Here is a 20,085-nt window from a genome sequence, read left to right on the forward strand (position 1 = left end):
ATAGGGACGCAGCTACGACTATCGCGAGGAGCGTAATGAACGCGTCACACCACGGCATCACACGCAGGAGGGTGGTACGAGGCAGCGCCTGGGCTGCGCCGGCCATCGTGGTGGGCGCGGCCGCGCCACGGGCGGCTGCATCCCCGTGCCCGCCGGTCAGCTACACGGTCAACTGGTCGAACCCGAGCTTCGTGCGAACGTCGAGCACAAAGGCGAGCGTCCGGGCCACGAGCCAGAATGCGTCCGCGCCACCAATCACGTTGACGGTCACGGCTTCCTACACAGGCGCGATGAAGTCCGGAACCGAGACTTCCGGTGACGACAGCCTCAGCGCAGTTGGTCAGGTCGGCGGCTCATTCGCCAACGGCCTGAGGATCCAGCAGACCGTCACCACACCGGTTTATTCCACGCCTAAGCGCGCGGCCCGCGGTGCGTACACCTTCGCGTTCACTGGACCCGACGGCAAGCCGGTCAGCGTGTCCAACCTAGCGTTCACCGTGACGGACATCGATAGCACGGCGGGCGATTTCTGGGACGTCGTCGAACTGTCAGGCACCTTCTCATCCACTGCCGCCTCTGGCGTCACTGGCACGGGCACTACCGACTCCCCAGCCACGGCCGCCTCGAGCAACACCGCCTTCGCGGACACGACGTCGAGCGCCGGTAACCTCAACGTCACATACCAGGCACCCACGAGCAGTGTGATCCTCACCTACTGGAACAACGCGCAAAAGTTCTCGGGCGTCGACCGCAGCCAGGGCATATACATCGCGGGCATGACGTTCTCCGCCATCGCGAACAACTGCTGACGCCCCTCGGGGATCGAGTGCCTCACTCCGGTGCTCGGCTGCATAGCCGCCCCGCAATGCGAACGAGAAGGCGGCCCACCACCCTGCACGGGTAGTGGGCCGCCTTCTCGTATGGCGCATCCTGCGTCAGGCCTGCTGCATGGCCTTCGTCAGGTTCTCGTCGATGGCGGCGAGGAAGTCCTGCGTGTTGAGGTAGGGCTGGTCCTTGCCGATGAGCAGGGCCAGATCCTTCGTCATCTTGCCGCTCTCGACGGTCTCGATGCACACACGCTCGAGCGTCTCGGCGAACTTCGTCACCTCGGGCGTCTCGTCGAGCTCACCGCGCTTGGCGAGGCCACGCGTCCAGGCGAAGATCGACGCGATCGGGTTGGTCGACGTCTCCTTGCCCTGCTGGTGCTGACGGTAGTGACGCGTCACCGTGCCATGCGCAGCCTCGGCCTCGACGGTCTTGCCGTCCGGCGTCATGAGGACCGACGTCATGAGGCCGAGCGAGCCGAAGCCCTGCGCGACGATGTCGGACTGCACGTCACCGTCGTAGTTCTTGCAGGCCCAGACGTAGCCGCCCTCCCACTTGAGCGCCGCAGCGACCATGTCGTCGATGAGGCGGTGCTCGTAGGTGAGGCCGCGCTTGTCGAACTCGTCCTTGAACTCGCGCTCGAACACGTCCTGGAAGATGTCCTTGAACGCACCGTCGTACGCCTTGAGGATGGTGTTCTTCGTGGACAGGTAAACCGGAACGTTCCGCTCGAGGCCGTAGTTGAACGACGCGCGGGCGAAGTCCTCGATCGACTTGTTGTAGTTGTACATGCCCATCGCGACGCCGCCCTCCGCGGGGAACTCGGCGACCTCGTAGACGACCTTCTCGCCGCCGTCGGCAGGCGTGTAGGAGATCTCGACCTTGCCGGCGCCGGGAACCTTGAAGTTCTGCGACTTGTACTGGTCGGCGTGAGCGTGGCGACCGATGATGATCGGCTTCGTCCAGCCCGGCACGAGGCGCGGCACGTTGCTCATGATGATCGGCTCACGGAAGATGACACCGCCGAGGATGTTGCGGATCGTGCCGTTCGGGCTCTTCCACATCTCCTTGAGGCCGAACTCCTCGACGCGCGCCTCGTCGGGCGTGATCGTGGCGCACTTGACGCCGACGCCGTACTCCTTGATGGCGTTGGCCGCGTCAACGGTGACCTGGTCGTCCGTGGCGTCGCGGTTCTCGATGCCGAGGTCGTAGTACTTGAGGTCGACGTCGAGGTACGGGTGGATCAGGCGGTCCTTGATGAACTGCCAGATGATGCGCGTCATCTCGTCACCGTCGAGTTCGACGACGGGGTTCTTGACCTTGATCTTCTCCATGCCTGTTTGGCTCCTGACTCTGCGACGTGGATGGTGATACCTCGCCCAGGCTATCCCCTCGACGAGAGTGGCAGAAAGGCGAGCGCGTTCGGCGGCGTGCGTCGGGTTGACGGCGCCACCTCGCACCCGGGCGCGGCGGGATCTTGGGCGGCTGAACCGCCAGCCCCTCCCGGGCGTAATACATAGTTGCACGAGCGTAATTCGTCACCTCAAAACTTTGGCGACCGATCAGTTCGTTCCGTACTCTCTTACTCGACTGTCAGCCCGCGTGGAGGTTCTGTGCGGGGAGGGAACGGCTGAGAAGGACAATCGTCGGTGGAACTTCAGAGTTATTTGCGCGCGCTGCGCAAGCGGTGGCGCATCATTGTCGGCTGCACGCTCATCGCGTTGTCCTTGGCCGCGCTTCTGACGCTTCTCACGCCGAAGACCTACAGCTCGAGCATCCGCTTCTTCGTCTCCACAGCCGATGCGTCGGACAACTCCCAGCTCGCGCAGGGCGGCACGTTCACCCAGGCGCGTGTCAAGAGCTACACCCAGCTCATGACGACGCCGCAGGTGCTCGGCCCGGTGGCCAAGGAGGTGGGCATCAAGGACGGCGCATCCAGCATCGAGCCGAAGGTCGCCGCGAAGGCCGCGCCCGACACCGTCATCATCGACACGACGGTGACGGACACGAACGCCAAGCGCGCCACCGCCATCGCGACGTCTCTCGGCAAGCAGTTCCCGAAGTCGGTCGACGAACTCGAGCGCGTCTCCGCGTCCAAGCCCAGCCCGGTCAAGGTCTCCCTCGTGCAGACACCCACCAAGGGGGTAAAGGTGGGGCCGAGCTGGCCCATGAACCTTCTCCTCGGTGCGCTGCTCGGCCTCCTGGGCGGCACGGCGCTGGCTCTCCTGCGTGACCGCCTCGACACAAAGATCCGCAGCAAGGACGACGTCGAGGCGGCTGCCGAGGACGTCACCGTGCTCGGCGCGATTCCCTACGACAGCGACGCCCCCAAGCACCCCCTCATCCTCCAGGCGAACCCGCACTCCTCGCGCGCCGAGGCCTTCCGTTCGCTGCGCACCAACCTGCAGTTCGTCGACGCGACCGACCACCCTCAGGTGCTCACCGTCACCTCCTCACTGGCCGGCGAGGGCAAGACGACGACGACGGCCAACCTGGCGTTCGCGCTGGCTAACTCCGGCTCAAGCGTGTGCCTCATCGAGGGCGACCTGCGCCGCCCCCGCCTGCTGAGATACCTAGGCCTCGAAGGCGGTGTCGGCCTCACCGACGTCCTCATCGGCCGAGTGGCCCTCAAGGACGTGGCCCAGCGCTTCGGCGAACACCGCCTCATGGTCATCGGTTCCGGCGCCACTCCCCCTAACCCCAGCGAACTGCTGGGCTCCGAACCGATGAAGGCCGTTCTCGACGATCTGCGGGGCCGCTTCGACTACGTCGTCATCGACGCTCCGCCGTTGCTTCCGGTGACGGACGCCGCCGTCCTCTCGCGCCGCACGGACGGCACTGTGCTCGTGGCCGGCGCCGGCATCGTCAATCGCGACCAGATGCTGGAGGCTCTCGACACTCTCGACGCAGTCAACGCGAACGTTCTCGGCATCGTCCTCAACCGCGTGCAACGCGGCAGCCGCGGCAACTACTACGACTACCGCTACGAGTCGTTCGAGAACGAGGAAGCTCCCCAAACCGACCCGGAGGCCAAGGCCGTTGTCGAGGCAACCAGGAGCGGCGCAGGACGCACCGGCGGTGAGCCCGCACCGCTACGCCGTCGGGAGCGCCTGGGCCGATGAGCCAGAGCACGGACACGAAGAGTGCGGCACCCGTTCGCCGCACCCCCCGCGAGCGCGATCGTGCTGTGCGGTACGGGTGGTTCGTCGTCGACCTTCTCGTCGTGCTCATTTCCGCCTACATGGCCGCGTGGGTGCGCTACGACCTCGACGCCACCGCGTCGACGACCCGAGAGATCGCTCTCTTCGGTCTCCTGGCGGTCGTGGTGTATGCGGCCGTCGGCATGGTGATAGGTCCGTACCGTATCGGCCACATGCGAGGTTCGTTCGAGGAGACGTCCGATCTCATCCGCGCGATCCTCGTCACCGCCCTCGTTCTGGCCGTGGTGCGCCTCGTGTTCGGCGCACCCGATGTGCCACGCAGCCTTCCTTTCACCACACCGGTGTTCGCACTGCTTGGCATGTTCACGCTCCGCTTCCTCGTGCGTTCGTGGCGTTGGGGGCGCCAGACCGTGCGCGAGCAGGACGTGCGGGCCATCGTCTTCGGCGCGGGCCACATGGGGCGTCAACTCGTGCGCAATCTCCATCGCGACACGACTGAGGGAGACAGGTACATTCCTGTCGCTCTGCTCGACGACGACCCCGGCAAGCGTCGCCTCAGCATCGACGGTCTTCGCGTCAGCGGCACGCGGGACGACATCACCGATGTAGCCGAGCGCACCCAGGCGAAGGCCCTCATCATCGCGGCGACGACAATGCCCGGTGAAGACCTGCGTGAGATCAGTGACCTCGGCCGCCTGGCCGGCCTCGACGTTCTCATCCTCCCCCCGGTCAATGAACTCTTCCACGCGCCGCGAGGGGCTGACCTGCGCCACCTCAACCTCGAGGATCTCCTGGGTCGTCAACGCATCGAGCTCGATCAGACGGCCATCCGCAACTCCATCGCCGGAAAACGCGTCCTCGTGACGGGCGCAGGTGGCTCCATCGGTTCCGAGCTGTGCCGCCAGATCGACCGGTACGGACCCGCGAAGCTCGTCCTTCTCGATCGCGACGAGTCGGCCATGCACGCGGCCCAGATGTCGATGACGGGCCGGGCACTGCTCGACGACGGCACGCTGGCGCTGTGCGACATCCGCGACCCCGACGCCCTGCGCGTCATCTTCGAGCGCGAGAAACCGCAGGTCGTCTTCCATGCAGCCGCACTCAAACACCTCACGCTCCTCGAGCAGTTCCCAGCCGAGGCCTGGAAGACGAACGTGCTGGGCACGCTCAACGTGCTCGAGGCGGCCCGCGCCGTCGGTGTCGAGACCTTCGTCAACGTCTCCACCGACAAGGCGGCCTGGCCCTCGTCCGTGCTCGGTTACTCCAAGCGCCTGGCGGAGCGCCTGACCGCATCGTTCGCCTCTGCCGGGGACGAGGAGACGTACGTGAGCGTGCGCTTCGGCAACGTGCTCGGCTCGCGCGGTTCGGTCATCACCGCCTTCACCGCCCAGATCGAGCGTGGCGGCCCGGTGACCGTGACCCACCCCGACGTCGAGCGGTTCTTCATGCTCATCCTCGAGGCGTGCCAGCTCGTGCTGCAGGCCTCGGCGATCGGCACCGACGGCGAGGTCATGGTGCTCGCCATGGGCAAGCCGGTAAAGATCGTCGAGGTGGCCCGCACTCTCATCGAGATGTCGGGCAAGCACGACGTGGAGATCCAGTACACGGGGCTGCGCCCGGGCGAGAAGCTCTCGGAGCAGTTGTTCACTCCGGGCGAGCAGATCCAGACCTCCGAGCACCCGCTCGTCTCGCACGTCGAGGTGCCTGCGATCGACGCAGGTGACGTGCGCGGCCAGCGCTTCGACACACCGGCCCAGGCGCTCAACTGGATGGTCGAGCAGTCGGGCGGCCACCGCGATCACGACCCGAGTGCGGACATCGACATCACCGCTGAGGGACCCAATCTGGGCCCCGACACCGCGACGAACGAGCACGAAGAGAGCATCCGATGAACGAGCGCATCCACCTGTCCAAGGCCACCGTCACGGCGCGTGAAGAAGAACTGGTGGTCGAGGCCCTGCGCTCGGGGTGGGTTGCCCCACTCGGGCCGATGGTCGACCGTTTCGAGGCCAAGATCGCCGAGTACACCGGCGTCGCGGGCGCACTGGCGCTCTCGTCGGGCACCGCCGCACTCCACCTGGCGCTGCTCCACCACGGCGTCGCCCCCGGCACGGTTGTTGTCGTCCCGACCATGACGTTCGCCGCTACCACGAACGCCATCAAGTACACCGGCGCAGAGCCCGTCTTCGTCGACGCCCAGGCGAGCGACGCCAACGTCGACGTGGCTCGCCTGATCGAAGCTGTCGATACCCTCCGGGCCGAGGGTGAGAACGTTTCGGCCGTCGTCACGGTGGATCTGTACGGCCGTTCGGTCGACTACACGGCGCTCTCCCCCGCCCTCGCCGAACGAGGCATTCCGCTCGTGGAGGACGCCGCCGAGGCGCTCGGCGCTTCGCTCGACGACACCTCGTGCGGCGCCTTCGGCTCGTGCGCGGCCGTCTCGTTCAACGGCAACAAGATCATGACGACCTCCGGCGGCGGAATGTTGCTGAGCAACGACACCGACCTTCTCGCCCGGGGCCGCTATCTCTCGACCCAGGCACGTCAGCCTGCGCCCTGGTACGAGCACACCGAGGTGGGCTACAACTACCGGATGTCGAACCTGCTCGCTGCGTTGGGCATCGGCCAGCTCGAGCGGCTCGACGCGATGATCGCGCGCCGCCGCGAGATCCGTGACCTCTACTCGGAGGGCTTCTCCGACCTCGACAACGTGCGTCTCCTCGGCCGCGGCGAGGGTCTCGACGACAGCCACGACAACTGCTGGCTCACGGGCGCCATCGTCGAGGGTCGCGAGCCCGGTTTCATCGACCACGTCGTCGAGGGCTTCAACGCCGCCGACATCGAGGCGCGTCACCTGTGGAAGCCGATGCACCTGCAGCCCATGTACGCGGACGCTCGCGCCTTCGGTGGCCAGGTGAGCGAAGGCCTGTTCCACTCGGGGCTGAACCTGCCGTCCGGTGTCGACCTCTCCGACGACGACGTCGCCCGCGTCATCGCCACCTTCCGGGAACTGGTGGCCGGCTGATGCGCCGTCAGCCCCTCCTCAAGCGCGCCACGGACCTGGCCTTGACCGTGCCGGTATTCGCTGCGTCGTTGCCGGTCCAGGCGGGTATCGCGCTCGCAGTGCGCGCGAAGCTCGGCTCCCCGGTGCTCTTTCGTCAGGAACGCCCGGGGCGTGACGGCAAGCCGTTCACGATGATCAAGTTCCGCACGATGCTGCCCGTCGACGAGTCGCGCGGGTGGGTGACGGATGAGCAGCGAATGACATCGTTCGGCGCCTTCCTCCGTTCGACCAGCCTCGACGAACTCCCGACGTTGTGGAACATCGTCAAGGGCGACATGTCGCTCGTCGGCCCCCGCCCGCTGCTCATGGCCTATTTGGAGCGCTATTCCCCCGAGCAGGCGCGCCGCCACGAGGTGCGGCCCGGCCTGACGGGCCTGGCCCAGGTGAACGGACGGAACGCGATCTCGTGGGAAGAGAAGTTCGCCTACGACGTGCGATACGTCGATGACCACGACTGGCGCATGGATCTCGACATCCTGCTCAAGACCCTCAAGAGCGTCATCCGTCGCGAGGGCATCTCCGCCGATGGCGTCGTGACGATGCACGAGTTCTTGGGCCCGACGGTCCCCGCATCATGAGCGCTATGCCGGCGATTGATGGGCGCCGCCGAGGGCAGGTCAGGGGTACCCAGAGGGCGGACGCGCTCGGCCCCCCGGAATGGCTCATTCTTGTCGGTTGGGTCTTTTGCTTGTGGGCGCCCGTGGGGCACGGAGCTCTCACTTATTTGTTCCTTGCGCTGATGACCCTGGCCAGTCTTGCGAGTTGGCAGAGCAAGCGAACGACACCCCCGCTCTGGTTCATGGCCGCCTGGATGATCTTGCTGCTCACAGTCGTGGCCGCGTCTCTCGTCGGAAACCTTCGCCACAACCCTGGGGTTGACCAGCAGACCGTTCAGTGGTTTGGCTCCGTGGTGATCTGGGGAACGGTAGCAGCGTCATTCACTCCGAGGTTTGCGCGCGCCGCCGTCCGTGTCACACTTTGGGCGACCATCTTCTGCTCATTTCTGATGTTCATCTACTCCGCAAGTCGTCTCGGGCTTCCGCAAGTCATACCTTCCGCGATCCTCGACTTTCAGGACGCTGGCATCAGTGACGAGCCAGGCTCGACAGCCATCCGATGGTACGGGCTGTCAACGCTGGCCGCCGGGGCTCCTTTCGCCTTCGCAGCGTTCATGTACGGTGCGGACCAATATCTGCCCTCCAGGAAGATCACTGGACCTGCCGCGCTGTTATGCGGCGCCACAGCGCTGCTAGCGGGTCGACGTGCCATCTTGCTCGTCGTCGTGCTGACCCCGGTGCTGTTCTGGATCCTGCAGAGCGTGGCTCGTCGTCGGCTTCCCCAGAACGCCGGGAGAAACCGCAGCATCCCCTTGAGTGTGGCTCTCGGAGCGCTCGCGCTCCCGCTGGTGGGCATCGCTGTCGCGCGCACGAGTGCCGGAGACATCATGAAGAGCGCAGCAAACGCTGCAATGACGACCTACCTCGGGGTAGGAGACACCTCAGCGCTGACTCTTGACGATGCGGTTCGAGTCACGCAGACACAGGCCATGCTGGAGGCGTGGACGCAGGCTCCTTTGATCGGCCATGGCCTCGGAGCGAGCATCCCGGGCTTCAGCCGCAGCGAAACCAGACCATGGCTGTTTGAACTGCAGTACCACCAACTGCTGTTCAATTTGGGCCTACTCGGTGTGGTGGCCGTCCTCGTCGTTGCGCTCTTGTTCCTCAGCGCCTTCGTTCGCGCGTACCGCAGCGCCCCGGCCCTGCGGGGCACGCTTCTCGCGTCGACCACGGCCGGGGTTGCTCTCCTGATCGCTAACGCCTCCAACCCCTACTTGCAGGCGGTCGGGCACGGCTGGGGTGTAGCTCTCATGGTCGGATCGGTTTGTGCTGCAGAGAAGGTAGGGCAGCGAAGCTCCCCACCGCCAGCACCGAATAGCTCATCACGCTCGCCCAAGCGGCTCCATTCGCCCCCACCAAAGGGATCAGGACGAAGCACGCGACGGTGAGCGTCAGGGCGCCTGCGCCAGCCAGACGAGCCGCGCGCCCCAGATTGCCCGCTCCGTTGATCACTGCCACGTTCAACTGATATACGGCGAACGGAATCGCTCCGATGGCAAGGATCCGTAATGGCCCCACTGCACTGTGGTATTCCTCCCCCAGTGTGATGTCGATCAAAGTTGGTCCGGTAATCCAGAGTGCCGCCGCACCTAGGGCTGTCGCGCACCCCACTACCGCATGGCACTTGAGGAGATGGCCCAACGTGAGGCCCCGTGCAGCCTGCCGGAACAAGATTTGGGACGCGCCAGCCGCTAGAAGCGTGAGTGTCTCGGCCAAGGATGCAGCAGAGCCGTAGACACCCGCGCTGGCGCTGCCGATCGCTACTCCCAGAAACAGCCGGTCAGCGCGCAAGGTGTATTCCTGGCCCACGGTCGTGGCCAGTGCAGGAACGCTGAAACCCACAAGGCTCCTGAGGTCACCGCGTTCGTGTTCTGCGGCGTCCAGTTCACCGGGGAACAGGTACGGGGTCTGGTACGCCACCTGAGCCAGAATGCCCACTGCCATCGCCGCGACAGCGACATATACATTCAGATGCCCCGCCAGGTGGGCTGCTGCCACGAGGCCGAGCTGGATGATGACTGAGCAAACCTCGCCACGTACGGCTTCCCGGTGACGCCCCAACCCGTGTAGCAATTCCCTGCGGAGGTAGGCCCACAGCATTGAACACGCATAGACCGCGAACAGAGCGCAGACACCCCAGTCCACGTGCCCGTCCACCAACCACAGCGTCAGGCTCCCTGCCACGGTGGCGGTTCCAACGTGGGCGAGAAGCAAGGGTCTGGTGGAACGCAGAACACGTCGGGGAGTCAGGCGCGTTCCGTCCTCGCGGCCGACGAGAACACGCGCGCCCGTAGCGGTGCCCAGACTTCCTACCAGCATCAAGATGCTGCCCAGGAAGGTGACGATGACGACGATGCCCCGGTCGGCCGGCCCCAACCACCTGGCGCTGAGGAGAGCGAGAAGCATCGCTGTTCCCGACTGGAGGATCATGGTGCCCACGACACGCGTTTCGGGCCGCGCAGCGAGACCCCTAAGCATCAGGCATCACGCAGGCCTTCCACGTCTCCGCCCAGGCGCGGAAACTGTAGTGCTCCTCAACTGCCTCTCGCGCCCTAGCACTGCGGGCAGCGCGACGGGCGTCGGACCCATCGAGCACCTCAGTCACGGCCTCATACCAGCTGTCTTCGCGCCCCACGGCGATCCCGTCGAGACGCTGCAGCGCAAGTTCGTTGGCGCCCACCGGGGAGCCGACAGCCGGGACGCCTGCGGCACCATACTGCAGAAGCTTGTACGCACACTTGCCCCGGGCGAAGAGCGTGTCTTGCAACGGGGCGAGAGCCACATCTGCCTGCGCCAACTCACCAACGGCCGTCGAGAACTGCCATGGAACGCGGTCCATCATGTTCTGCAGCGGTTCGAGGGCAGGATTGTGCTGAGCCGAGCTGACGAGGCGCAGCCGGGCACCTCGTCGTTCATGGAGTCGCAGCAGATCGTCGATGAGCGGCACGAGATACGCCTCCGTAGAAGCCGATCCCACCCAGATCATTCGTTCCGGTTCCTCACCTGCGGTACCCGTGGAAACCCGATAGTCACGGGGCTCCACGCATGACGGGATGAGCTCCACCCTCCGCGCGTGAGTCGCCGCCCACTCCGCGATGTACTGGCTGCCTGCCACGAAGACGTCCGAGGCCGCAGCGGCTCGCTCGAACTTGGCGGCGCCCCCGAAGAGTCTCCGGTGTGGCGATGAGTCATGAAACAGGGCGTCATCCATGTCGAGCACGCCGTGCCTGGCCTCACGAAGGAGTCGCTCTTCGACCTGCCCCCGGCTCAGCGGTGAGGCCTCCCTGGAGATGAGTACGTTGTCGCGGCTGGAGGCGCGCTCGCGCAGGGACCGTTCGGCCCGGGCCACGGCGATGGGCCTGGAGGCCACGTCCCTGACGCCGGCCGTCGGCAAGCCCAGATATTGATGTGCGTCGGCATCCAGGCCCAGGTGTTTCAACCAGTCGTAGATTCGCACGCGCGTACTGCCGGCCTGAGGCGCGTACGTGGAGTAGACGCTCAGTCTTCGTGTCACGGCAGACACCTCACGTCAGTGCTCGGTCGGCCTCGATAGATGCTGTCCAGACCGTCCCAGATCCGATCGGATCGAAAACGGGAGCGGACGCGATGCATGCCAGCGGTGGCAAGGCGCTGCCGGAGAGCGTGGCTGTTCACAAGTTGCTCGATTCTATCCGCCAGCGCATCGGCGTCGCCGTAGTCCACCAAGAGACCGTCGACGGTGTCCTCCACCGCATCGACGGCACCGGTCGCGCGGGTGGTGATCACGGGCACTCCGGCCGCATTCGCTTCGAGCACCACCAGCGGGTAACCCTCACGCTTCGTCGGAAGGACGAGGACATCCATCAGGGGCATGTACGTCATGGGCTCGTCCACCCACCCGGTGAGAGTGGCTGACACGCCAGAGGCGCGCAGGATCTCTTCAGCACCCTCGGCCTCGGCGTCCCCGATTGCCAACAATTGCACCCGGACGTCCCTGCCCTCCAGGGTCTTGAGCGCTCCGGCCAGTTGATCGAGACCCTTGTCGTGCGTGAGTCGCCCCACGAAACCGACGACGAATGCGTCACGTTGGATGCCAAACGCGGCTCGGCTTGCTCCCACGTCGACAGCGTCACAGATAGCACGAGCCGATTCACTGTCCATCCCATTGCAGGATCCCTCGCCGATCAGGTAGAGCGGTCGCTTGACGCCCGCGCCGCGCAGGCCCCGGCCCACGGAAGGACTCACCACGACGACATGCGTCGCACACGCGATGGCGAGCTTCTCCATCGCCAGGAGAAGGCGGCGCTGCCGTCCTACTGCCCCCTCGAACCGAAGCCCATGAACCACATATATTCTGCGTGGCACTCGCGTGGTCTTGGCAGCGAGGCCCCCCAACAGGCCCGCTTTTGGCGTACCGAGGTTGATGACCGCCGGACGCCATCGACCAAGCCGAACCACCCATTGACCTAGGGCCGTCAGATCTCGCAGAAGCGAGATCTCTCGAGACATCCCAACCGACCCGTGGCCCACGCCCTCGCGAGCAGCCACCGCTTCAAGGTACTCATCGTCGTCTGACACGGCCATGACGTTCCAGCCGCGCTCGCGCATCCCTTTGAGTTGCCCTGGGTAGAACGCCCATAAACTGAGTCCAGACGTGGTTCCGTACACGAGTCGGCGGCCACGCCTTTCCACACGCCCCGCACGGCGGTCAGAAAAGCTCACTCATACTCCTTAATTCCTCACACAACACCGGAGCGCAATCAGTCACGAGCGGCACTGTAGGTTTGCTTCACGCGTCCCGGTACGAGACTAGCGGCAGGGGAAGACCACCATGAAGGCCGTGCACTACCCACGAATCGGCATCATCGGTGCTGGCGGCCACGGGCGCGAAGTCGCGCAGACGGTCGCTCGCGTGAACGGTGCGGACGATCGTTCCCCACGACGTGAACTCGCCGGTTTCTTCGACGACAACTGTGACGACGCGCGCGTCAAGCGCCTAGGGTTCGAGATCCTCGGGCCCTGTGCGTCGGCGGACCTCCCGTGCCTCGTCGGAATCGGCTCCGGAGCAATCCGGCGCACCTTCGACGAGGTCGTCGAGACAGCTCCTCCTACGATCGACATGAGCGCTCTGGTGGGTGACGACGTCACGATCGGGCCAGGCGCCGTGGTGTTCGCGAATGCAATGGTCACGACGAACATCAGCCTCGGTCGCCACGTGCACATCGGCCGGGGCGCTTCGATCGGCCACGACAGTGTCGTGAGGGACTATGCATCGGTCATGCCCCTCGCCTCGATCTCTGGCGGCGTCACGATCGGCGAGGCAGCATTCATTGGCACCGGCGCGCTCATCCGACAAGGCCTGACGATCGGGGCCGGGGCCACTGTCGGGATGGGGGCTGTCGTGCTTCAGGATGTCGCGCCCGGCGCGACCGTGGTCGGTAACCCCGCACGTCAGATCGGCTGACTCACGGCCCGCAATCGGTCGACGACAGCGTCGAGGGACGGCGTGATCTCACGCTCCATCTGGGCGAACACCTCGGGCCCCATCTTGAACGGGTCGACGATGTCTGCGTCGTCGTCCTCGGGGCGTGCATGCACGAGGTGGCGGCGCGCCCCAGCCGCGGCGACGAGCTTGCCCACGCCCGAGCGGCCGCGAGCTGCCTCGACCTCCTGAGGCTGAACGTCGGCGACGAGATCGGCGAAGTCGACGAGCGCGAACGTCTTGCGCAACCCCAACGGCGCCTCCTGCACCACCGCCCGGCGGTGCGCGCGTGTCGCGGTCAGCACGAGGTCGGCGTCCTCGATCATGTCCACGGTGAGTTGCCGCGCCCGGAATGCCGTCGAGTCGATGCCTGCTGCGACGAGGAGCGCCACGGAACCTGGGTCAACCGGCCACCCTGCCAGGGCTCCGGTTCCGGCACTCGTCACCTCGATACCCAAGCCGTCCAGCTCGGCGGCGAGGCGCAGGTGAATGTACGGCGAGCGACACACGTTGCCGGTGCAGACGACGAGGATGCGACCGCCCGGCGCCGGGGGGGAGGGCTCGCTCCCCTGCCCCGCTCCGCGATCCAAGGTCAACGACGCGTCGTCGCCCTGCCACATCCCACCGAGACCGGGCGCGTCGGTCGGGAGCTCCAGACCGTGACGACGCCGCGAAGCCCGGGTCGGCAGATCCGCCCACGGGTCGAACGAATGCGGTGTCTGCTCCTGCTCGTTCTCCCGCCGGGACGAACGCGAACGCGGCTCGTCGTCGAACGGGTCGAAGTCGTCGCTCACGCGTCGGCCTCCCGAGGCTCGACGCCCTCACTCTGAGCCGCCATGCGCTCTGGGGAGAACTCGTGCACGAGCGGTACGACGTCTGCGATCGAATCGCACACGCGGGTCGGCACGAACGGGTAGCGATCCACCTGATCCGGCCTCGTCGAGCCAGTCAGCACGAGAATGCTGCGCAACCCGGCTTCGAGGCCGCTGCGCACATCCGTATCGAGACGGTCACCGATCATGACGGTCGACTCCGAGTGCGCGTCGATGCGGTTGAGTGCGCTACGCATCATGAGCGGGTTCGGCTTGCCGACGTAGTAAGGCTTGACGCCGGTGGCCGCCGTGATCATGGCGGCGATCGCGCCCGTCGCCGGCAGCGGCCCCTCGGCGCTCGGGCCTGTGACATCCGGGTTCGTCGCGATGAAGCGCGCACCGCCCTCGATGAGCCGGATGGCCCGCGTGATCGCGGTGAAGGAGTACGTCCGCGTCTCCCCCAGCACGACGTAGTCGGGGTTGCGCTCACTCATCGTGTACCCGACGTTGTAGAGCGCCGTCGTCAAGCCGGCTTCCCCGACGACGTACGCCGAGCCGCCCTCTCGTTGATCGTGGAGGAACTGCGCCGTCGCGAGCGCCGACGTCCAGATGGCCTCTTCGGGGATGTCGATACCGCTGCCCTGCAGGCGGGCACGCAGATCGCGCGGGGTGTAGATCGAGTTGTTCGTCAGGACGAGGAAGCGTCGACCGGTCTCCTGCAACGCCTGGAGGAACTCCGCCGCCCCCGGAATGGCGTGCTCCTCATGAACGAGCACGCCGTCCATGTCGGTCAGCCAGCACTCCACAGGACTCTTGTTCGTCATGGTGTCATCCTGTCACGCGCAGGCGACGTGAAACCGTCGCCGCGACGACCAGGAGGCGTGGTGCCCAGCACGTCACAGCGTCGTCAGGTCGTAGTCGACGATGACGGCCGCGTGATCGCTCCAACGCTGGTCGTACGCGTCGGCTCGGCCTACCCGCGGATCACGAGCGACGGCCGCGAGCGCCGGGCTCGCGAACTGGTAGTCGATGCGCCATCCGGAGTCGTTGTCGAACGCCTTGCCGCGCCACGACCACCACGTGTACGGCCCCGCGACGTCGCCGTGATGCTCGCGCATGACGTCGACCCACCCACTCTCGGTGAACCGCGTGAGGTAGGCCTGCTCCTCGGGCAGGAAGCCCGCCTTGCCGCGGTTGCCCTTCCAGTTCTTGAGGTCGTTCGGGCCGTGCGCCACGTTGAAGTCACCCATGACGAGGGCCGGGCGGTCGACGAGCTGCGCCATGCGCGCCTCGACGGCGTCGAGGAAGCTGTACTTGGCCATCTGCTTGTCGGTGCCGACCTCCCCGCTGTGCGCGTAGACGCTCACGATCGTCACGGTGTGCCCGTCGATCGTCACCTCGGCCTCGACCCAGCGGCCGACCTCGTCGAATCCCTCGATGACCGTGACGGGCTCAGCCATCGCGTGGCGCGTCAGGATGGCGACCCCCTCACGCCCGGCCGTCGCCGATTCGGCGTGGGCCAATGCGTACTCCTCGAGCGCCGAGCCGCCGAGCGCGGTGGCGAACTGCTTCGGCGTCGCGCGTACCTCCTGCATGGCGACGACATCCGCGTCCTGCTCCGCGAGCCACTCGAGCCCACCTCGACGCTGTGCTGCTCGGATTCCGTTGACGTTGGCCGTGACGACTCGCATACGGTCATCGTTTCAGGTATGCGCGAGGGGTGTCGAACGCGCGAAGGCCCCACCGAAACCGGTGGGGCTTTCCTCGGGGGTCTGCTCAGCGCGCCTCGACGACGGGCCGTCCGAGCGAGTGAACGGTGAAACCCGCATCGGCCCACCTCGCACCGTCGAGGGCGTTGCGGCCGTCGATGACGACCTTGTTCGCCACCTTGGCGGCGACGTCGGCCGGGTCGAGTTCGCGGTACTGCTTCCATTCCGTGAGGTGAAGAACGATCTGCGCTCCGTTGAGCGCTTCGTCGACGGTGTCGACGTAGTTCGGACCGGGGCGGTTGGCCCGGGCCACCGGCAGGGCCTCGGGGTCGTGCACGCGAACGTCGGCGCCGAGTTGGACCAGACGTTCGGCGACGTCGAGCGCCGGGCTGTCTCGGATGTCGTCGGAGTTCGGCTTGAACGCGGCACCGAGAACGGCGATCGGCTTCCCTGCCACGTCGCCGAGGGCGCCCTCGACAAGCGTGACGACACGTTCGCGGCGGCGCAGGTTGGTGGCGTCGACGCCACGCAGGAAGTCGAGCGAGTCGGGCAGACCCAGCTCCTCACCCCGCGCCAGGAACGCCCGGATGTCCTTGGGCAGGCAGCCACCACCGAAGCCGACGCCGGCACCGAGGAACTTGCGGCCGATGCGCTCGTCGTGGCCAATCGCGTCGGCGAGGGCGAGCACGTCGCCGCCCGTGGCCTCGCAGATCTCCGCCATGGCATTGATGAAGCTGATCTTCGTCGCGAGGAACGCGTTGGCGCTGACCTTGACGAGCTCCGCCGTCGCGTAGTTGGTCACGAGGCGGGGCGTGCCAGCCGCGAGCGCCTTGGCGTACACCTCGTCGAGCTTCTCGACATCCGCATCGGCGAACTCGCCCTCGACGCCGTAGACGAAACGGTCGGGCGTGAGCGTGTCCTTGACCGCGAAACCCTCACGGAGGAACTCCGGGTTCCACACGAGACGTGCGTCGACGCCGTCCGTGACGTTCTCGCGGATCGCTTCGAGGACGCGCGGAACCGTGCCGACCGGCACCGTCGACTTGCCGACCGCGATCGAGCCTGCCTTCATGTGGGGCGCAAGTGCGGTGAACGCGGCGAAGACGTAATCCGTGTTGGCCGCGTACTCCCCCGCCCGCTGCGGGGTGCCCACGCAGACGAAGTGGACGTCGGCGTCAGCGGCGGCGCTGATGTCGGTGCTCCAACTGAGACGGCCCGTCTCCGTCATGCGCGTCAGCAGATCGGTGAGGCCCGGTTCGTAGATCGGGCTGCGCCCCTGCGACAGCGCCTCGATCTTCTTCGCGTCGACGTCGATGCCGACGACGGTGTGGCCCAGTTCGGCCATACAGGCCGCGTGCACGGCGCCCAGGTAACCGGTGCCGATGACGGAGATCCGCAAACTCATGCGGGCAGTCTAGGTCGCCGAGTCAGTGCTCACGCGGCGACTTGCGCGCACTCACCGGAAATTCACTCGGGCGTCTCAGCCCAACTTCACGACGCCGAATGCGACGAGTGTGATGACGGCCAGGAGCGCGTACCCCGCGATGTCGACGCTGCGCGAACGAACCTTGATGTCGAGTACGTAGCGCTCGGGAAGAACGGCACGCATCACGGCGCCCGCGAAGAGACCCAGCGACATCACGACCCCGCCCGGACGAACCTGGCCGGCCATGACGGTGATCAGCCCCGCCACGACGAGACCGACGACGACGAGCCAGGGAATCCCGAGGCGGAAACGGGTCACAGGCCTCGCGCGTCGGCGTCGCGCTCCGCTGCCTCGACGACGTTCATGAGCAGCAGCGCACGCGTCATCGGGCCCACGCCGCCCGGGTTCGGGGAGACGAAGCCGGCGACCTCCGTGACGTCCTTCGCGACGTCCCCGGCCACCTTGCCGTCGACGCGCGAGACACCGACGTCGAGCACGGCGGCGCCCGGCTTGACCATGTCCTTGGTGATGAGGCCGGGCACACCCGCGGCGGCAACGACGACGTCCGCGTTCTTCGTGTGCTCCGCGAGATCACGCGTACCGGTGTGGCACAGAGTCGCCGTCGCGTTCTCGCTGCGGCGCGTGAGGATGAGCCCGAGCGGGCGACCGACCGTGAGGCCACGGCCGACGACGACGACCTCGGCGCCCTTGAGCGGCACGTCGTAGCGGCGCAGCAGCTCGATGACGCCCATCGGCGTGCACGGCAGCGGTCCCTCTTCGCCGAGCACGAGCTTGCCGAGGTTGACCGGGTGCAGCCCGTCGACGTCCTTCTCGGGCTTGACGCGCGACAAGAGCGCCACCTCGTCGAGGCCCGTCGGTTGCTGGATGAGGAAGCCCGTGCACTCCGCGCTGTCGTTCAGCTCGTCGATGACGGCTTCAACCTCCTCCTGCGTCGCGCTCGCGGGCAGGTCCTTGCGGATCGAGACGATGCCGATCTCCGCACAGTCCTTGTGCTTTGCCCCGACGTACCAGTGCGAACCCGGGTCGTCACCGACGAGCACGGTGCCGAGCCCCGGCGTCACGCCGCGCTCCTTGAGACGCGCCACGCGCTCACGCAGCTCGTCCTTGATCGTCGCGAGGGTGGCCTTGCCGTCCAGCGTCGTCGCAGTCATGGCCCCAATCCTGCCAGACGCCGCGGGCGCGCGGTCGGCGCTCACACCGGGGTGTGACGGGACGCTCGTGATCGACGTGGGCTCGCGCGTACGGTCGTCGTATGACACGAGCGAACGACCGTGCCGAGCGGCGAGTGGCGTGGCGCGCTCCTGCGCTCGTGGCACTCGTCGTCGGGGTGCTCGTCGTGGCGTTGTTCCTCGTCGTCGACCGCCGTTCGTCAGCCCCGGTCGCCGACGCCCCCTCAACCAGTCTGAGCGGACGCCCCGTGGTGGCCTTCGTCGGCGACAGTTACTCCGCCGGCTCGGAGGCGAGCTCACCGGACAAGCGATGGACCACCGTCCTGAGCGCCGAGCGGGGCTGGAACGAGATCAACGTCGCTGTGCCTGGCATGGGCTACGACGTGGGGCGTCCGACACAGCACTACGCTTCCCAGGTCGCACGAGCCGCAGCGTCGAAGCCGGGCACGGTCATCATCTCCGGCGGATGGAACGACGTCGCCCGCGGCGTGCCGACGGCGACCATCGTCGAGGGTCTGCGCGAGACGCTCGCGGCGGTGAAGAAGCACGTCCCCGAGGCGCGCGTCGTCGTCATCGCACCGATCGGACCGGCGAGTTCTCCCCCACCCGACCTCGTACGGCTGCGCGATGCCGCCGCACCCGTGGTGCGCAACTCAGGTGCGGCGTGGCTGGATCTCGACTTCCCGCTCACCGGTCACCGGGAGTGGATCAGCCCTGACGGCCTGCACCCCAACGACGCGGGCTACAAGCGTCTCGCCGAGCTCACGAACGCGCGTCTGAAGTAGCCCGTCGGCCACCGGAGCGTGCCGCCATGGCTGCCGCCGCAGCGGTGACGACCATGCCGACGACGGTGCGCACACCGACACCTTCGCGCGCCACCGGGTCGAGCAGGTCGATGACGAGCGCCGCGACGAGCTGCCCCATGATGCCCATGAGCCCGAGCACGAGCACGCTGATGTGCTCCGTCGCCCACGCCGACAACCCGATGAACGCGATACCCAGCGGCGCACCCAGCCACGCCCACCAGGGAGCGTCGTGCGGCCACTGCCACTGCGTGATTCCGAGGAGCACGCGCGCACCGGCGAACACCACGAGAGCGATCACGCCGACGAGGAAGTTCTGCAGCGTCGTCGCGTACGAACTGCCCGCCCGCGCACTGACGCGCCCGTTGAGACCCTGCTGGAACTGCGTCATGACGCCCGCAACGATGACGGCCAGCGCCGGCAGGATCGCGATGCCACCCGGAACGTGCTGGCCGCTCACCGTGATGCCGACCCCGACGACGGCGAACGCGCCGGCGAGCGCGCGAGCGGGGGTGATCGGCGTGCGTCCCTTGGGCCCGGCGCCGACGTGGTCGGCGAGCAACCCGCCGAGCGCACGACCGCCGACGCTCGCCACGATGAAGACGGCAACACCGAGAAGCCCGACCGCGCTCGTCTGCACGGCGACGAACGCGCCACCCAGGACGCCGCCGAGGCACTCCCACCAGCGCAGACGTCCGGCCCGGATCGACAGGACGAGTCGCGTGGCGCCTTGGCGCAAACTCGGCACCGCGAGCGCCAGCACGAGCAGTGCGAGACCCGAGCCGAAACTCCAGATGGCAGCGACGAGCGGCTCCGACAGAGGTTCGCCGAGCGTCCCGTTGAAGCGAGCCTGGAGCGACAGGCAGGCACCACCGACGAACGCCGCGGCGAGCGCGAGCGCCTCCGAGGAGGCACGTCGTTCACGCGTCATCGCGTCACCCCTATGGACATGGCGTGTTTGGCTGGAGATGGCGCCGGCGTCGCGATGATCCCCCACCAAACACGCCATCCGGCACT

The 20,085-nt window shown here is 66.8% G+C and carries 18 protein-coding genes; 7 read left to right on the plus strand and 11 right to left on the minus strand.

Features of this window, described 5'->3' with window-relative positions; genetic code table 11:
- The first annotated feature begins 290 nt into the window (after window positions 1–290).
- Window positions 291–809 carry a hypothetical protein gene (locus EVU97_RS07265; RefSeq protein ID WP_129664687.1) on the plus strand — a complete coding sequence of 173 codons (519 nt, stop codon included), beginning with the start codon at window positions 291–293 and terminating at the stop codon, window positions 807–809.
- A gap of 126 nt (window positions 810–935) precedes the next feature.
- On the opposite strand, the gene EVU97_RS07270 is transcribed toward EVU97_RS07265, so the two are convergent.
- Window positions 936–2,159 (minus strand): NADP-dependent isocitrate dehydrogenase, encoded by a 1,224-nt coding sequence (locus tag EVU97_RS07270; RefSeq protein WP_129664689.1) that lies wholly within the window; start codon window positions 2,157–2,159, stop codon window positions 936–938.
- A gap of 315 nt (window positions 2,160–2,474) precedes the next feature.
- On the opposite strand from EVU97_RS07270, the gene EVU97_RS07275 reads away from it, so the two are divergent.
- Genes EVU97_RS07275 through EVU97_RS07290 form a run of 4 tightly spaced genes read left to right on the plus strand, consistent with a single transcriptional unit; the run spans window position 2,475 to window position 7,628 of the window.
- Window positions 2,475–3,947, plus strand: a complete 1,473-nt coding sequence (locus EVU97_RS07275; RefSeq protein WP_129664691.1) for a polysaccharide biosynthesis tyrosine autokinase — start codon at window positions 2,475–2,477, stop codon at window positions 3,945–3,947.
- A complete protein-coding gene (locus EVU97_RS07280; protein WP_129664693.1) occupies window positions 3,944–5,878 on the plus strand; it encodes a nucleoside-diphosphate sugar epimerase/dehydratase in 1,935 nt (644 codons plus the stop codon). The genes EVU97_RS07275 and EVU97_RS07280 overlap by 4 nt, the downstream gene beginning before the upstream one ends.
- Window positions 5,875–7,011, plus strand: coding sequence for an aminotransferase class I/II-fold pyridoxal phosphate-dependent enzyme (locus EVU97_RS07285; RefSeq protein ID WP_129664695.1), 1,137 nt, complete (start codon window positions 5,875–5,877; stop codon window positions 7,009–7,011). The genes EVU97_RS07280 and EVU97_RS07285 overlap by 4 nt, the downstream gene beginning before the upstream one ends.
- Entirely contained in the window at window positions 7,011–7,628 is a 618-nt protein-coding gene (locus tag EVU97_RS07290; protein ID WP_129664697.1) for a sugar transferase, read from the plus strand. Before EVU97_RS07285 ends, EVU97_RS07290 begins: the two co-directional genes overlap by 1 nt.
- A gap of 1,287 nt (window positions 7,629–8,915) precedes the next feature.
- Here EVU97_RS07290 and EVU97_RS07295 read toward each other — a convergent pair.
- The 3 genes from EVU97_RS07295 to EVU97_RS07305 are packed head-to-tail and all read right to left on the minus strand — an operon-like array spanning window position 8,916 to window position 12,368.
- Window positions 8,916–10,097, minus strand: coding sequence for a lipopolysaccharide biosynthesis protein (locus EVU97_RS07295; protein WP_240730158.1), 1,182 nt, complete (start codon window positions 10,095–10,097; stop codon window positions 8,916–8,918).
- Window positions 10,098–10,137: 40 nt separating this feature from the next.
- Window positions 10,138–11,124: a glycosyltransferase gene (locus tag EVU97_RS07300; protein ID WP_129664701.1), complete on the minus strand. Its 987-nt coding sequence runs from the start codon at window positions 11,122–11,124 to the stop codon at window positions 10,138–10,140.
- A gap of 53 nt (window positions 11,125–11,177) precedes the next feature.
- Entirely contained in the window at window positions 11,178–12,368 is a 1,191-nt protein-coding gene (locus tag EVU97_RS07305) for a glycosyltransferase family 4 protein (RefSeq protein WP_129664703.1), read from the minus strand.
- Window positions 12,369–12,486: 118 nt separating this feature from the next.
- On the opposite strand from EVU97_RS07305, the gene EVU97_RS07310 reads away from it, so the two are divergent.
- Window positions 12,487–13,110, plus strand: coding sequence for a NeuD/PglB/VioB family sugar acetyltransferase (locus tag EVU97_RS07310; protein ID WP_165357909.1), 624 nt, complete (start codon window positions 12,487–12,489; stop codon window positions 13,108–13,110).
- Here the strand turns inward: EVU97_RS07310 and EVU97_RS07315 are convergent.
- From EVU97_RS07315 to EVU97_RS07340, 6 genes are all read right to left on the minus strand, one after another.
- Window positions 13,098–13,922, minus strand: a complete 825-nt coding sequence (locus EVU97_RS07315) for a hypothetical protein (RefSeq protein WP_129664707.1) — start codon at window positions 13,920–13,922, stop codon at window positions 13,098–13,100. The genes EVU97_RS07310 and EVU97_RS07315 overlap by 13 nt on opposite strands.
- Complete coding sequence (locus EVU97_RS07320) at window positions 13,919–14,764, minus strand: HAD-IIA family hydrolase (RefSeq protein WP_129664709.1); 846 nt, start codon at window positions 14,762–14,764, stop codon at window positions 13,919–13,921. Before EVU97_RS07320 ends, EVU97_RS07315 begins: the two co-directional genes overlap by 4 nt.
- A 72-nt stretch (window positions 14,765–14,836) precedes the next feature.
- A complete protein-coding gene (locus tag EVU97_RS07325) occupies window positions 14,837–15,631 on the minus strand; it encodes an exodeoxyribonuclease III (protein WP_129664711.1) in 795 nt (264 codons plus the stop codon).
- 85 nt (window positions 15,632–15,716) lie between these two features.
- Window positions 15,717–17,054: a UDP-glucose/GDP-mannose dehydrogenase family protein gene (locus EVU97_RS07330; protein ID WP_129664713.1), complete on the minus strand. Its 1,338-nt coding sequence runs from the start codon at window positions 17,052–17,054 to the stop codon at window positions 15,717–15,719.
- A gap of 75 nt (window positions 17,055–17,129) precedes the next feature.
- Entirely contained in the window at window positions 17,130–17,393 is a 264-nt protein-coding gene (locus EVU97_RS07335) for a DUF3017 domain-containing protein (RefSeq protein WP_047311816.1), read from the minus strand.
- Window positions 17,390–18,247: a bifunctional methylenetetrahydrofolate dehydrogenase/methenyltetrahydrofolate cyclohydrolase gene (locus EVU97_RS07340; RefSeq protein WP_129664715.1), complete on the minus strand. Its 858-nt coding sequence runs from the start codon at window positions 18,245–18,247 to the stop codon at window positions 17,390–17,392. The genes EVU97_RS07335 and EVU97_RS07340 overlap by 4 nt, the downstream gene beginning before the upstream one ends.
- 101 nt (window positions 18,248–18,348) lie before the next feature.
- On the opposite strand from EVU97_RS07340, the gene EVU97_RS07345 reads away from it, so the two are divergent.
- Window positions 18,349–19,050 (plus strand): SGNH/GDSL hydrolase family protein, encoded by a 702-nt coding sequence (locus EVU97_RS07345; RefSeq protein WP_129664717.1) that lies wholly within the window; start codon window positions 18,349–18,351, stop codon window positions 19,048–19,050.
- On the opposite strand, the gene EVU97_RS07350 is transcribed toward EVU97_RS07345, so the two are convergent.
- Entirely contained in the window at window positions 19,028–19,999 is a 972-nt protein-coding gene (locus EVU97_RS07350) for a DMT family transporter (protein ID WP_165357910.1), read from the minus strand. The two genes, EVU97_RS07345 and EVU97_RS07350, sit on opposite strands and share 23 nt — an antisense overlap.
- Window positions 20,000–20,085 lie beyond the last annotated feature (86 nt).

Source organism: Dermacoccus sp. 147Ba (genome assembly GCF_004151355.1).
Classification (GTDB): Bacteria; Actinomycetota; Actinomycetes; order Actinomycetales; family Dermatophilaceae; genus Dermacoccus; species Dermacoccus abyssi.

Bases quoted from the DNA above. Each gene is read 5' to 3' on its own strand.
- EVU97_RS07265 (WP_129664687.1), top strand. From the start codon at position 291: ATGAAGTCCGGAACCGAGACTTCCGGTGACGACAGCCTCAGCGCAGTT.
- EVU97_RS07270 (WP_129664689.1), bottom strand. From the start codon at position 2,159: ATGGAGAAGATCAAGGTCAAGAACCCCGTCGTCGAACTCGACGGTGAC.
- EVU97_RS07280 (WP_129664693.1), top strand. From the start codon at position 3,944: ATGAGCCAGAGCACGGACACGAAGAGTGCGGCACCCGTTCGCCGCACC.
- EVU97_RS07285 (WP_129664695.1), top strand. From the start codon at position 5,875: ATGAACGAGCGCATCCACCTGTCCAAGGCCACCGTCACGGCGCGTGAA.
- EVU97_RS07290 (WP_129664697.1), top strand. From the start codon at position 7,011: ATGCGCCGTCAGCCCCTCCTCAAGCGCGCCACGGACCTGGCCTTGACC.
- EVU97_RS07295 (WP_240730158.1), bottom strand. From the start codon at position 10,097: ATGATCCTCCAGTCGGGAACAGCGATGCTTCTCGCTCTCCTCAGCGCC.
- EVU97_RS07320 (WP_129664709.1), bottom strand. From the start codon at position 14,764: ATGACGAACAAGAGTCCTGTGGAGTGCTGGCTGACCGACATGGACGGC.
- EVU97_RS07325 (WP_129664711.1), bottom strand. From the start codon at position 15,631: ATGCGAGTCGTCACGGCCAACGTCAACGGAATCCGAGCAGCACAGCGT.
- EVU97_RS07330 (WP_129664713.1), bottom strand. From the start codon at position 17,054: ATGAGTTTGCGGATCTCCGTCATCGGCACCGGTTACCTGGGCGCCGTG.
- EVU97_RS07340 (WP_129664715.1), bottom strand. From the start codon at position 18,247: ATGACTGCGACGACGCTGGACGGCAAGGCCACCCTCGCGACGATCAAG.
- EVU97_RS07345 (WP_129664717.1), top strand. From the start codon at position 18,349: ATGACACGAGCGAACGACCGTGCCGAGCGGCGAGTGGCGTGGCGCGCT.
- EVU97_RS07350 (WP_165357910.1), bottom strand. From the start codon at position 19,999: ATGACGCGTGAACGACGTGCCTCCTCGGAGGCGCTCGCGCTCGCCGCG.